The organism is Streptomyces olindensis (assembly GCF_040645895.1).
Classification (GTDB): Bacteria; Actinomycetota; Actinomycetes; order Streptomycetales; family Streptomycetaceae; genus Streptomyces; species Streptomyces olindensis.
Map to the genome: position 1 here is coordinate 83,886 of NZ_JBEYZD010000032.1, position 12,528 is coordinate 96,413.

Annotated in this window: 15 protein-coding genes and 1 pseudogene; 7 read left to right on the forward strand and 9 right to left on the reverse strand. The window is 68.4% G+C overall.

Annotation, left to right across the window (positions count from 1 at the left end; all coding sequences use genetic code 11):
- Window positions 1–525 precede the first annotated feature (525 nt).
- Entirely contained in the window at window positions 526–1,263 is a 738-nt protein-coding gene (locus ABZ948_RS21635) for a dienelactone hydrolase family protein (protein ID WP_359761855.1), read from the forward strand.
- 246 nt (window positions 1,264–1,509) lie between these two features.
- Entirely contained in the window at window positions 1,510–1,803 is a 294-nt protein-coding gene (locus ABZ948_RS21640; protein ID WP_359761857.1) for a hypothetical protein, read from the forward strand.
- Between the two features lie 28 nt (window positions 1,804–1,831).
- On the opposite strand, the gene ABZ948_RS21645 is transcribed toward ABZ948_RS21640, so the two are convergent.
- Complete coding sequence (locus tag ABZ948_RS21645; protein WP_359761859.1) at window positions 1,832–1,960, reverse strand: hypothetical protein; 129 nt, start codon at window positions 1,958–1,960, stop codon at window positions 1,832–1,834.
- A gap of 143 nt (window positions 1,961–2,103) precedes the next feature.
- The gene (locus ABZ948_RS21650) at window positions 2,104–2,859 is read right to left on the reverse strand and encodes a class I SAM-dependent methyltransferase (protein ID WP_359761883.1); all 756 of its coding nucleotides are present in this window, start codon (window positions 2,857–2,859) and stop codon (window positions 2,104–2,106) included.
- Between the two features lie 651 nt (window positions 2,860–3,510).
- Here ABZ948_RS21650 and ABZ948_RS21655 point away from each other — a divergent pair.
- On the forward strand, window positions 3,511–3,942 hold the full coding sequence (locus tag ABZ948_RS21655; RefSeq protein WP_359761885.1) for a nucleoside 2-deoxyribosyltransferase domain-containing protein: 432 nt from the start codon (window positions 3,511–3,513) through the stop codon (window positions 3,940–3,942).
- Here ABZ948_RS21655 and ABZ948_RS21660 read toward each other — a convergent pair.
- Window positions 3,884–4,723 (reverse strand): carboxymuconolactone decarboxylase family protein, encoded by an 840-nt coding sequence (locus ABZ948_RS21660; protein ID WP_359761861.1) that lies wholly within the window; start codon window positions 4,721–4,723, stop codon window positions 3,884–3,886. The two genes, ABZ948_RS21655 and ABZ948_RS21660, sit on opposite strands and share 59 nt — an antisense overlap.
- A gap of 76 nt (window positions 4,724–4,799) precedes the next feature.
- On the reverse strand, window positions 4,800–5,219 hold the full coding sequence (locus tag ABZ948_RS21665; RefSeq protein ID WP_359761887.1) for a MerR family transcriptional regulator: 420 nt from the start codon (window positions 5,217–5,219) through the stop codon (window positions 4,800–4,802).
- Between ABZ948_RS21665 and ABZ948_RS21670 the strand changes: the two genes are divergently transcribed.
- The 3 genes from ABZ948_RS21670 to ABZ948_RS21680 all read left to right on the forward strand — a co-directional run bounded on the left by ABZ948_RS21670 (window position 5,196) and on the right by ABZ948_RS21680 (window position 8,366).
- A complete protein-coding gene (locus ABZ948_RS21670; RefSeq protein WP_359761889.1) occupies window positions 5,196–5,978 on the forward strand; it encodes a GntR family transcriptional regulator in 783 nt (260 codons plus the stop codon). The two genes, ABZ948_RS21665 and ABZ948_RS21670, sit on opposite strands and share 24 nt — an antisense overlap.
- A 518-nt stretch (window positions 5,979–6,496) precedes the next feature.
- The gene (locus ABZ948_RS21675) at window positions 6,497–6,949 is read left to right on the forward strand and encodes an NAD/NADP octopine/nopaline dehydrogenase family protein (protein ID WP_359761863.1); all 453 of its coding nucleotides are present in this window, start codon (window positions 6,497–6,499) and stop codon (window positions 6,947–6,949) included.
- A 700-nt stretch (window positions 6,950–7,649) separates the two neighbouring features.
- On the forward strand, window positions 7,650–8,366 hold the full coding sequence (locus tag ABZ948_RS21680) for a TSUP family transporter (protein ID WP_435857555.1): 717 nt from the start codon (window positions 7,650–7,652) through the stop codon (window positions 8,364–8,366).
- Between the two features lie 49 nt (window positions 8,367–8,415).
- Here the strand turns inward: ABZ948_RS21680 and ABZ948_RS21685 are convergent, their stop codons facing one another.
- Window positions 8,416–8,721 carry a DUF6233 domain-containing protein gene (locus tag ABZ948_RS21685; RefSeq protein WP_359761865.1) on the reverse strand — a complete coding sequence of 102 codons (306 nt, stop codon included), beginning with the start codon at window positions 8,719–8,721 and terminating at the stop codon, window positions 8,416–8,418.
- A 49-nt stretch (window positions 8,722–8,770) separates the two neighbouring features.
- On the opposite strand from ABZ948_RS21685, the gene ABZ948_RS21690 reads away from it, so the two are divergent.
- Window positions 8,771–9,487 carry a class I SAM-dependent methyltransferase gene (locus tag ABZ948_RS21690; protein WP_359761867.1) on the forward strand — a complete coding sequence of 239 codons (717 nt, stop codon included), beginning with the start codon at window positions 8,771–8,773 and terminating at the stop codon, window positions 9,485–9,487.
- A gap of 186 nt (window positions 9,488–9,673) precedes the next feature.
- Here ABZ948_RS21690 and ABZ948_RS21695 read toward each other — a convergent pair whose 3' ends face one another.
- From ABZ948_RS21695 to ABZ948_RS21710, 4 genes and pseudogenes are all read right to left on the reverse strand, one after another.
- Window positions 9,674–10,126, reverse strand: coding sequence for a hypothetical protein (locus ABZ948_RS21695; RefSeq protein ID WP_435857556.1), 453 nt, complete (start codon window positions 10,124–10,126; stop codon window positions 9,674–9,676).
- A 301-nt stretch (window positions 10,127–10,427) separates the two neighbouring features.
- Window positions 10,428–10,487 (reverse strand): annotated as a pseudogene (locus ABZ948_RS40940) (hypothetical protein); the annotation flags it as partial.
- Window positions 10,484–10,858, reverse strand: coding sequence for a transposase (locus ABZ948_RS21705; RefSeq protein WP_359761869.1), 375 nt, complete (start codon window positions 10,856–10,858; stop codon window positions 10,484–10,486). The pseudogene ABZ948_RS40940 and the gene ABZ948_RS21705, both read right to left, overlap by 4 nt.
- A 100-nt stretch (window positions 10,859–10,958) precedes the next feature.
- Entirely contained in the window at window positions 10,959–12,194 is a 1,236-nt protein-coding gene (locus ABZ948_RS21710) for an MFS transporter (RefSeq protein ID WP_359761870.1), read from the reverse strand.
- Window positions 12,195–12,528 lie beyond the last annotated feature (334 nt).

Sequence of the window (12,528 nt, forward strand, 5' to 3'; positions counted from 1 at the left end):
TCGCCTGCCGGGCAGGGCGGGCCCCTGACGCGATCGCCACCCGGCCGTCGACGCCGACCACGTGGGGTGCTGCGATGGCGGGGCCGGAAGCGAGGCGATCAACCTCAGCAGGGTGTTCCGGCTGACCGGAACTTTGAAGGTGTCCGCCACCCGGGCGCCGGCCCGGCCCGCGAGCGTAAGACCGACCGACACAGCGTCGACCGCAGCCGCTCGCTTCGGCAGCACTTCGTTCACGGCGAAGGACTGTCGACCACACGACCATCCAGCCGGGCGATTTCCGGGCGAGCTCGCCCGCCATCACACGAAGATCAACAGTCACCCTGCGTACGCGCCCCCGAGAAGGGCGGCGTCGAAAGAATGATCGGCCAGTTCCGCCACAACCACCCCACCCCGGTCCCGGAAGCCGACTCCCTCGCAGGGGTGTGACCGCGCTCGGCCCCTGTATTTCAGAGGGACACGTGCACCGTTCTGCCAGCGGCAGAACACCGGCCGGACCGGGCTCGACGATCACTACGGTCCAGTCTCATGACGACGATTACGACGCGTACGGTCGAGTACCCGGCCGACGGTCTGACGATGATCGGGCACCTCGCGCTGCCGGCCGGTGTCGAACGCCGGCCCGCAGTGCTGCTCGGACCAGAGGGCATGGGGCTCAGCGACGTCGAGCGCCGCCGGGCCGATGCTCTCGCCGAGCTGGGATATGTAGCGCTGGCCTTCGACCTTCACGGCGGGCGCTATTTGGGTGGCCCCGAGGAGATGCTGGCCCGTTGCATGCCACTGCTGGCTGATCCCGACCGGATGCGGGGCATCGGCCACGCGGCGCTCGACGCGTTGCGCACCGAGCCCCGGACCGACCCCGACCGGATCGCCGCCATCGGCTACGGCACCGGAGGCGCCATCGCGCTGGAACTCGGGCGAGCCGGCGTCAACCTGCGCGCGATCGGGACAGTCAACGCAACTACCACGGGCCGACCGGGCGAGGCAGCGCGCATCCGCTGCCCGGTGTGGGCCGGCGTCGGATCGGAAGACCCGATCATGCCGCCCGCACAACGGAACGCGTTCACCGCCGAGATGCAGGCCGCAGGCGTCGACTGGCGCCTCGCTGTCTACGGCGGCGCCTTGCACGCCTTCCACCACCCGCCCGTCGACCACCCCACAGTCCCCGGCGTCGGCTACCACCCACAGCACGCGCAGCGAGCCTGGCGCGACGTCGTCGACCTGCTCGCCGAGTGCCTGCCCGTACCGGAAGATCTGCGGGCATGACCCAGGCAAACAGCCTGGCGCCAGGCTTGGTCCGCGTCGGGCACGCCCAGTCCCCTCCCCTCAAGTCCCCAGAGCAGAACGACATTCGGGCGGATGCTCGACCGCGGAGACGCGTTCGCAACTGCAGCAGTTGATACAGGTCTACGCATCTACTGCGGCCTCAGAGCTTGTTTCCGAACCGCGGATGCATGACGATCGTCAGCCCTGCGGTTCGTGGCAGTCCTTTTGCGCCTGAAGGGTTGGGAGATGGCGACTCATCGCTGGCTCAAGGTCTTGGCCTACTTTCTGGTCATCGTCGGCTCGGCCATGTTTTTCATCAACGCCGAGGCGGTCGTGAACGGCAACGCCGTCGAGTGCGACGGTAGCCCGATGAGACCAGGTCAGTGGTGCACAAGGATCGGCGGCGAAAGCACCAGCTACGACGAGGAGAAGAAGAACGAATCCCAAGGCGAACTCGTCGGTTACGCCGGCGTGGGCCTCGGCAGCCTTGGCATCGCTCTCTTCGTCGGCCACGGGATCACCACGCGAAGAAGCCGATGACGTCCCCTGTCAGCCACTCGCGCATCGGTCACGGTGACGGCTTCACGCGCGGCTTCAATTCGCTCAGGGTGTCGATCCGGTAGCTTGCCTGGGAAAAGTCGTCGTTGTCCTTCGTGAACTCGCGATGAACAACGGCGCAGTCGATACGGGCCGTCACAGCCGAGGCCGGTCCTCTGGCCGAACCCTCCACGACCAGGATCTCTTCCCTGGCAGCGCCGAAGCGTTTCAGCCCGGCCAGGTACGGGTCCGTCAGCGCCAGTCACGGCCTGCACCACCGGCCAGGGACTGCGAGCCCGTTGCCTATACCTTGCTCGCCACCACCATGTAGTTCTCGGCCTCGGGGTTGAACGTGCTCATTTCCGTCCGGAGTCCGACCCGCTTCAACTCGACTTCGAGTTCGTCGTATCGGCACGGCCAGCACGACAGCAGTTCCGAGCGGACAAGAACCGGCCCAGCCGCATCAACTTGCGCGATCGCAATCTCGATGTGGTGCTCGTCCTCCCAATGCGGCGCAATCTCCCAGCGGTAGACCACGAGGGCATCGCGACCGTTCCGGCGGACGAGTCGGTCACTGATGTCCAGCCGGGAACCTCTGGCCCTCACGAGTTCCCAAGTACGGGAGGTGAGTACCAAGCGCCCGCCAGGGCGCAGAAGCCGTGACATCGACTCCAGAGCAGCAACCCTGCCTCTCGCGCCCACGGCATGGTGCAGCGAGTTGCCAACGCAGAACACCATGTCGAAGGTGGCGTCATCGAAGTGGTCGGGCAGCTCTTGCCAGTCCGTCCGCACTGTCCGGACAGATGCCTTGAACTCCTCAGACAACTCCGCAGTCCGGCGAACCATCGCTTCGCTGGCGTCAGTTGCGACAACCTGCATGCCAAGACCGGCGAGGCCGACCGCCAACTGTCCCGTTCCGCACGAACAATCGAGGACGTGAGCGTTCGGCGGCAGGAGACTGAGGACGTCATCGAACGACGCAGCGAAGTCGGCCGGAGCCAGCTTCGCATCCGAGATGAGCCACTCGTACACCTCGGCAAGCGCGTTATAACCCGTCACAACTACTACCTCCGTCACGCGGCAGACTCACGGTGGGACGTCAGTACATCGGCGGAGCAAGTCGGTTCACAAATGGTTTCGCAAGAGCAGCCCTCCGCTCATAGCGGCATTCCGCGCGCTTCGTGTCACCCCTCATACGCCTGAAGTCGCCGTCTGATCATGAGGGGGAAGTTCAAAACATGCTGAGTGGACAGCTCCGTACGCTCACCGGTGCGCCCGGATGAACTGCAGCGTCTTGCCGAGGTCTTGACCGCCGGCTGCCTGTACGGCCGGTGCCAGGCCGGAGGCGACCGGGGAACACCGCGCGCATCCTGTCCGCTCGGGCGAGCACCGACGGATAACTGGACGGCGGACTGGACGGACTGGCCGCCGGCGGCGTCCTTGCCGAGGCGTCCAGCAGATGCTGCGCCCACACCCGCAGCTCGACTCCTGGCGGCTGGCCCTCGTGCTCCGCGCGCCTACCCGGACGGCAGCCCAAAAGCCCAAGCCCTCGTATGGGACCTGCTGGACGCGATCGCCGTCAGCGACTTCCAGCTGCTGCCGCCCCGCGCTCTGCGCTGCATCGAGGCACCCGCCCGCTACGAGGGTGAGGCCGCCTCACTCTTCCTGGGCGGCGGCATCACCGGATGCCCGAACTGGCAGCGCCGCGCGGTGCTCCAGCTGGACACGATCGGCTCGCCGGCCGTCGTCCTCACCCCGCGCCGCGAGAGCTTCCCCGTCGGGCAGGTGGAGGCGAAAAGGCAACAGGTCGCGTGGGAGTACGAGCACCTGCGGATCGCTGACGTGATCCTCTTCTGGTTCTGCGCGGAAGCCGTCCAGCCCATCGCCCTGCACGAGCTCGGAGCGCACGCCGCCCGCGGCTCTCCTGCCCGCCGCACCCACCCGCTCCTGACCGGCCTCGCAGGGGAGTGGCGCAGACCGGTGCCCCGCCGAGAGGGTGAGCCGGACCAGCAGGCGACAGGAGGGGCATGGAGAACTTCTTCGAACGGGCGGCCCGCCATCCGTTCCATCGTGCCCACACCGGTCAGACGGGGCGGATCCCGCGTTCCTCGAAGACCTCGCGCAGGACACCGACGGCATTGAGCGCGCGGGGGAAGCCCGTGTACGGGACGGCCTGGATGACCGTCTCGATCACCTGCCGGGGTGAGAGTCCCACTCTGAGCGCGGCATTGAAGTGGACCTTCTGCTGGGGTGCCGTGTCACCGAAGGCGATCAGTCCGCCCAGGGTGACAAGCTGCCGTTGCCGCAGGTCGAGTCCCCCTCGCGTGTAGATGTCTCCGAAGGGGAATTCGACGATGTACCGGCCGAGATCCGGCGCCACGTCGTTCAGGGACTCGATCACCTCGATGCCGTGCTCGCCGTCGACCTCGCGCAGTTTGTCCTCGCCCCGTGCATAACGGTCCCCGCCGGGCTCCACCTCGATCGGCTCGATGTGCACCCCTCGCTCTTCGAACACGGCGCGTGCGGCGGCCAACGCGTTGAGCGTCCGCGGGAACCCCGCGAAGGGAACCAGGTGGATCAGCGCCTCCACCACCTGCGCCGCGTCCAGACCGACATGCAGCGCCGCGCCGATGTGGAACCGTAACTGAGGGGCGGTGTCCCCGACGGCGGTCAGTGCGCCGATGGTCACCAACTGCCGCTGCCTCACGTCGAGTCCGGGCCGTGCGTGCACATCCCCGTACGCGAACTCGACCACGAAGCGCCCCAGATCCGGGGCGATGTCCTCCAGCGCCTCCACCGTGGCGAGGGCATCCTCGCCGGCGATCTCCTTCATACGGGCAGCGCCCCGCGCGTACCGCTCGGACGGCCCACGGTCCGCACTGTCGGCCACCGCCGCGCCCGCCCCCGTCAGGGGTGCCGCCATCGCGCCGACCCCTCCAACAGCTCCGTACCGCAGGAGGGCCCGCCTGCCCCTGCCCGCCTCGTCCCTCCGCCGTGCGTCAGGCCTGTCGTCCGCTGTCCCCATCCCGTTCCTCCACCAGTCGCTCGTAGTGCGCGATCTTGTCGTCGATGGCGTCGAGGCTGCGCATGACGGCCTCATACCTCCTGCTGACCTGTGCCTGGTGTCTTCGCAGCAGCTCCAGCCGCTCCCGCACGGTGGTGTTTCCGCCCCGGCGCAGCTCCGCGAACGCCAACATCCCCTGGATGGGCATCCCGGTCGTCCGCAGCCGCAGCAGAAACGCCATCCAGGCCAGATCCGCCGCCTGATAACGGCGCCGTCCGTCCGGCCCGCGTTCCACGCCGTCGATCAGCCCGATGCGTTCGTAGTAGCGGAGAGTGGAAGGGGTGAGCCCGGTCAGCTCGGACGTCTCCGCAATGGTCAGAGTCCCGTCGATCTGTTCGATCCGCTCGGTCGCCACACGACGACCGTACGAGTTGAAGCGCGCTTCAACGCAAGGCAGCCGTCGCAGCCACGGGCGCGACGATCTCCGGGTGCCGCCCCCCGCTCAGGGGGCGCACTTCCTCCCGGCAGTCGGCTTCCCACGGAGGCCGAGCTCCAGGAGCTGTACTCGATCGGTCGCGCGACCGCGCAACGAGTGCTGAGTGAGCTGGCGCAGGCCGGGCTGGTGGAGCGCCACCGGCGGCGGGGCACCTTCGTCACCGAGGGTGCTCGGCAGGAGAACCTGCTGCGTTTTGTCAACACGTCCCTGCCGGGGCCGAAGATTCCCGGGCGGCATGCGGTGGAGTCTGCGACGGTAATCCAGGCCCGCGATGCCGGTCTGGAGATGCCGGGGGTGGCCGGCGACACGCCCGTGCATCAACTGCGACGGCTGAAGTTCGACGTCGACGACAACGTGATCGCCGTCGAGCTCTCCGTCATCCCGTTCTCGTTGGCACCGCGACTGCAAGAGGAGGATCTCGGCCACCTGACGGTGCACGACTACTTTGCCCGCATAGGCATCCCCGCAGCCAAATCCCGCATCTACATCGATCCCCTCGCGCTCGACGCCGCAACCGCGGCGCAGTTGCGCGTACCCGAGGGCCAGGCAGTGATCCGGCTGCGCCGGCTGACCTGGCTGACCGACGGAAAGCTCGCCGAAGCGAGGTGGGACATCACCCGCCCCGACCTCGTCGAGTTCTTTCTCGAACAGACTATTGAGCCCGCACCGGGCTCCTAGTTCCCTGAAGTCCGCCGGTTGATCCGACCGGTGCCCGCTCACCGAGGCCGCGCAGCACACCGTCTGCTGGGGTCCTGTCGAGCCGTTCACCCAACGCGCGGTGTTGTCCGCACGGGGCCATGGCCTTCCCGTGCCGGACGGGCCCGAGATCGAGATCGTGCAGCGCCACTTCGGCCGGCGCTTCTCCAGAGGCAAGCCTCCACGGTGTGCCCGCACGGCCTCGGCCGATCATGCCCATCTGCTTGGGCTCCCACAGCAGGTCAGATGGGTGCCTTCACCAAGCAGCTCTCCCCGATGAACCTGCCCGGCCGTCGCGCCGCGCGGCCCGATGAGCGCCCAGTCGCGTCCACACTCCCCTGACGCGGTTTCACACGGCAGATCTCCGCCCCAATCGCCCAGGCGATTCGTCGTCGCCCTCGCCGCACGGATGCACGTGCAGCCGTCCGACGCGCGAGTCAAACAGACCGTCCCCATTCGCCCTCACCGTTCCAGCGCTATCGACTCGAAAGGCCTCTGAGATGACGCAAACTGCGAGCAGCAGACCGGTCGCCGACGACTCCGATAAACGACTGTTCCGGGTGCTCAGCGCCATCGAGCGAGCAGGCAACAAGCTGCCCCATCCGTTCTGGTTGTTCTGTTTCTGGGACTTCCTCGCCAGTGCCTACGGCGTCACCGAGGGCACGCTCGTCGAACGGATCGTGCAGGGATACGGTCGGCAGTCCTTCCCCGAACCGGACTCGGTCAACCACCGCTACTTCACCGAGGACATTCCGTTCGGGCTGGTCATCTGGAGCTCGCTGGCCGCCCAGATCGGCCTCTCCATGCCCCTGACCGACTCGTTCATCGCCCTGAGCAACACCTTGTGCGGACGTGACTTCGTCGCCGAGGGCAGGACCGCGGAGTCCCTGGGACTGCTCGGCTCGCACGTCGGCTCGATCCGAGCGGCCTTCATCGACGGTTCGGTCTGCTGACCCATTGAAGGGGGAGCGCACCGGTATCGCGGCCCGGGTGCCGAGGCCACCGATCACCGGTTCGCTCCCACACCCCACATGCCTTGTCACACGAGCCGCACCCGTGGGCCAAGACCGGGGCCCGGCAAGGTTCTCGCGCGCTGTTGCCGCAGCCTGACAACGAGCATGGTGGGGCCATCATCAAGGTGGGGCCCACCAGGCGTTCAGAAGGGGACAATGGACAACACCAAGCCCTGTCCATAACTTCGGCTCCGCCGCCCACCCGGGCCGCAGACGGGGATCGGGCACGGGGGAGGACAGCATCGGCGCCGACAGGGTGTGCGGCCCCGGTGCCGGGGTCAGGCGGCGTTCTTCTGTCGGCGGCGATCGGCCCGGGCGAGGGCTTCGACGAGTTCCTCCCGGCTCATCTTCGAGCGGCCGGGCAGGTCCTGCGCGGTGGCCCGCTCGTACAGCTCCGCCTTTGTTCAGCTGCCGCAGCTCGCCCTTGCCCGAGCCGCGCCGGCTGCCGGATGCGGCGCGGGCCGTCTTCGACGTCTCCCGCCCGCTCGCGGACATGGCCCCGGCCGGCTTCCGGCCCCCCGGCCCCATGAGCGCCCAGTACCGCCCTGCTTGAGTGCCTGTTGCCGCTCGCTGGACGCGAGTAGCCTGCCGTTCAGCGCTGCGCTTTCGTCCGAGAGGACCGCCGGTGACAGGTGGGTGGGTGCCTGACCTGCTGTTGGGCGGGATCGTGCTGCTGGGTGCCTGCGTGCAGTGGCTCACCGGGATGGGTTTCGCGCTCGTGGCCGTTCCAGCGCTTGTGCTGCTCCTCGGGCCCACCCAAGGAGTGGTACTTGCCAACTGCGCCGCCGGGGCCATCAGTGTCGTCGGGCTCGCCGTCGGGTGGCGGAGGGTTCGGCTGAAGGCCATGGTTCCGTTGTGCGTCGCAGCCGTGTGCACCGTGCCGGCCGGGACATGGGTGGCGCGGTGGCTGCCCGAGCCTGTTCTGATGGTCTGCATGGGGGCGCTCGTGACCCTTGCGGTCGTGCTCGTGATGCGCGGCACGCGCGTTGCGGTCCTTCGCGGCGGTGCGGGGGCGGTCACTGCTGGTGCCGTGGGTGGGTTCATGAACTCCGCGGCGGGTGTGGGAGGACCGCCGATGTCCCTCTATGCCGTCAATGCGGAGTGGCCTGTACGGGAGTTCGTGCCCAGCGCGCAGTTCTACGGTGTCGTGGTCAATGCCGTCTCGGTGGCGTCCAACGGGGCGCCACGGCTCAGCACACCCGTCTGGAGCCTGGCCATCGGTGCGATGGCAGCGGGTGCCCTGATCGGCAGGCAGCTCGCCGGACGCGTACCCGAACAGCGGGCACGTCTACTCGTACTCCTGCTTGCCTTGGCGGGTGGTGTGAGCACGCTCGGAAAGGGGCTGTGGGGGCTGTGAGCATCAGGATGCCTCCAGCCGAGTAACGGCCCCATTACCCACCCGCGGGTCAGCAGAGGCCATCGAGGATGCGGAGCTCGATGTCGGGCTGGCTGTGAGGGCAGGCGGGCAGCCCCGAGGCCAGGAGCCGGCGGGCTTCGTCACGGTCGATGGGGCGGCGGCGGTCGCCGACGGCGTAGCAGTCGCCGACGTGGACCTGGGCGGGCGGGCGGCCGGTGCCGATGCCGAGCTGGACGATCCACTCCGGCCGGGGCGGGCCGGACCCGCCGGCCGTGCTCGCGCTCGGCTTCCCGCCGCTGGCGTTCGGCGACGCCGTCTGTGACTGAGCGCTGCAGTTGGCCGTTCTGAGTGTCACAGTTGGCCACATCCACATCCCGTGCCCTCAGCCAGAAGGAGTGTGCCGCGTGAACTCGAACGTGCAATCGGAAGGAGTCGCAGGCGAGTGGCCGGATCGAGTGGCCGCCGCACGCCGCGAGCTCGCCGAGCACGGGCCACCGTGGAGTCCCGATGGCGGTCCGGACTTCGCCACCGTCACGCTGCCGGAGCGCGACTGTGATCAGGTACGTGACGTCTTGGTGGAGGAACGGGTCGGCACGGTCGTCGAGATCGGGCTCGCCTATGCCAGCTCGGCGCTGGCGATCAGCGAGGCGCTGCTGCGCACCGGTTCACGGAACCCGCGGCATGTGGTGATCGACCCGTTCCAGTACACGGCGTACGACGGTGTCGGGTGGGAGCTGCTGCGCAGCGTCGGTCTGGACGACATCGCCGAGCTGGTGACCGAACCATCGCAGCGGTTCCTTGCCCGGTTGGCCGACGCGGGTTTCGCCGCGGACGCGGCGTTCGTCGACGGCAGCCACCACTTCCACAACGTGTTCGTGGACCTCCACTTCCTGGGCGAGATCGTCCGACCTGGCGGCATCGTGCTGCTCGACGATGTCTGGTGGCCATCGGTCGGCGCTGCCGTGTCGTACTTCGAGACCAATCTGGGGTGGCGTCCGGTGCCGGCCGCCCTGGCGGATGGGACCGCCGACCCGGCCAGCGGTCGGCCGCGGATCGGCGCCTACCGGCTGCCCGACCCGCGCCCGACGCCGGACTTCAAGGAGTTCCGACCGTTCTGCTGATGTCGGGCTCGCGAGGCCCACCTGAATCGGGCGACCGCGCCCGTCAGCCACAGCGATGGCAGCGCGTTGAGCTTGGAAGGTCCAACTCGCGTGCTCACTGGCCAACTGAAGCGCTCAGTCACACCGTCCCAGGTGTGACTGCGCGTCGTAGTTGGCCAGCCTGCCAACCGGTTACTCGGCCGCGAGTCAGTGGAACCAGACGACGAGGCGCACGTTCTCGGGTCCATGGATTTCGGCGAGGATGCGCATGACCTTCCAGACTCGGCCCCATTCGGTGTCGATCCCCGCAGCTGAGGCGCGGGTTCGGCTGCCTGAGGCGTCGGTCTCCTGCCAGTCCGTAGTCTCCAACTCGGACCAGGCCAGCCAGGTGGTCCCGTGCACATCGTGGGGGCCGCCGTAGCCAGCGAACTCACCTCGCAGCTCCTCCGAGGCGTCATCCGGAAAGCCACGATCTTCCGCGAGGGGTTCGAAGCCGAAGGAGTTTCGGATTCCGAAGAGGCAGGCCAGACCGTCGTAGGCGTTGCCCCTGTTGAGGAGGAAAAGATCGATGCCAGCCTCCCATACGGAGTCCTCGTCGTGAGGGCCCCACAGGCGGGCCCCCGGCCGGCACTCGATCATTCCGCTGACATCCGTCGACATGGAGAGATCCTGCCTGCGTAGGCAGGAGCGAGCACCTCCATTTCCCGGACTCGCGCATCACCGGTCGAGCCTCCGGCTCGGCCAGCTTCGCATCCGGCCAACCAGGGTCCATCTTCAAACGGATCTTGCCCAGAGCAGGAACGATGCGAGGGTGACCGCCGCTTCGTAGGAAGTGCTGTAAGCCTTGTCCGCGATGACCCGGTCCGGGCCTGCAGCGCGGCCGGCCCGGGCCGGTGCGGGGAACACGGATCCGTTCCAGCAGCGGGCGTGCGCAGACACTGTCGTGGCGTTGGCCGGGCGTCACCAGGATCGCGAGCGGGCGGCCCTTGCCGTCGCAGGCGAGGTGGATTTTGATGGTCAGCCCGCCCCGGGATCGACCGAGGGCGTGATCGTCCGGTTCGTCCCGCTGGGACGGCCCCCCTTTTTTCGGCCGGTGGCTGCAGCGTACTGGTGGGCGCGGACGATGGCGGAGTCGATCTGGACCAGCCAGTCGATGTCGTCGGCCGCGTCGGCACGGGCCTGGATCTGTTGGAGGGCTTGGGTGAACACCCCGTCGAGGGCGTAACGGCGGAAGCGCGTGTACACGGTCTTCCACGGCCCGTAGCGTTCCGGCAGGTCACGCCAGGAGATCCCGGTGCGGAACTTGTAGACCATCCCGTTGACGACCTGCCGGTTATCCACGCGGGGGGCCCCGTCGCGGCCCTGGGTATCAGCGGAGCGAGTAACTCCCATTCCAGGTCGGTGACTTCATGACTCCGTACCACGCCACCACGATCCACCACCCGGGTGATCTTTGAAAAGGGACCCTAGGTGCCCCGGCCGGGAGCCGGAGTCAGTCCGCAGTCTTCGTGAAGTCCAGGTCGGCATGGCGGACGGCGTGGGAGGCGGTGGAGACCGTGGCGCCGAGCATGCTGATGCAACCGAAGAGGAGGAATGTGGGGCCGGCGCCCCACCCTTCCACCAGGAGGCCGAAGAGCGGGAACATCACTGGGGTGATGCCGACCGCGCTGAGCGCCTGGACGGAGGCGACCCGGCCCTGGAAGGCGAGGGCGGTGTTGGCCTGCATGAGGGCCAGGGCCAGACCGCCGCAGAGGCCGGAGACCAGGCCGGAGACGAGCGCCACGGCGATCGCGAGGGCGAGGTTCGGCATGACGCCGATCAGGCCGATGCCGGCGGAGGCGACGAGCAGTGCGATGTTGTGCCAGTGGCCGGCCCGAGGGAAGCGGCCGCGCACGACGAGCAGGAGCGAGGTCGTGCAGACGCCGGCGCTGAGGGCGGCGTTCACCCAGGCACCGCCAGAGGGGCCCCAGCCGCGTTCCTCGGCGAGCACGATGACGCCGATCGCCATCGGCGGGATGCAGCCGATCATGGAGAGCAGTCCTGAGAGGACGAGCGGGCCGACGACGGGCTCGTGGCGCAGGTAGACGATGCCGTCGACCAGGTCGCGGCGGGCGGTGGAGTCCGCGGCGGGCTGTTCCTCGGGCGGCAGCGGGGCGAGCCGGACCGCGGCCAGGAGGAGCAGCGAGAGGGTGAAGAGGACGCCGGTCACGGCAAACGCGGCGGCGGGGCCGCCGAGCCCCATCGAGAACCCGGCGAGCGGCGGACCGGCGATGTGGCCGGACCGCTGCACCAGATTGCGCAGGCTCTGCACCCGCATCAACTGGTCGCGGCCGGTGAGCCGGGGCGGCATGGCGCCGACCGCCGGCATGAACAGGGCGTCCACGACGCCGAAGACGAGGGCGAGCGCGACAAGCAACCAGAGGCCGGGCGTGCTGAACGCGAGCGCCGCGGCGGCCGCGAGGATCACCACAGCGCGGACCGCGTCGGAGGAGATGACCACGAGGCGCGGGCCGAACCGATCGGCGATTACACCGCCGCCGAGCATGAGGATCGCCCGGGGTATCGCGCCGACCGCCATCACCAGGCCGACCTGGGCCGGCCCGGCGACCTTCTGCGCGGCCCAGCCGAGCGCCACGAAGTAGGCGGCGTCGCCGACCACAGAGAACGTGTAGGCGATGATCCAGCGCAGGACGTTGCCGTCCCGGTGCACCGGGGTGGAGGGGGTCACGGCTACGGCGGGGGCGGGCGGGGCCGCTTCGTCAACGGGTTCATCGGCTCGCGAGGTCACAAACGCGCATAATCTCCCACAACGTCGGCCCCTACAACGGAATTACCGGCCGGATGCCATGACCCTCCGGCGGCGGACCGGAGCCGCCGCCAGCCGCTACCAGGGGACCGGGATACTCAGACTCTCTTATGTCGGGGGGTATATGTTCGTTGGTGAGTTGTTGAGGCGTAGTGGCGTTAGTGCTGTGCGTCTTCGGTGTTACGAGCAGCATGGGTTGCTGTGACCGCAGTGGCGGGGCAGTGGCTACCGCGAGTTCGACGAATCCGATGTGGTC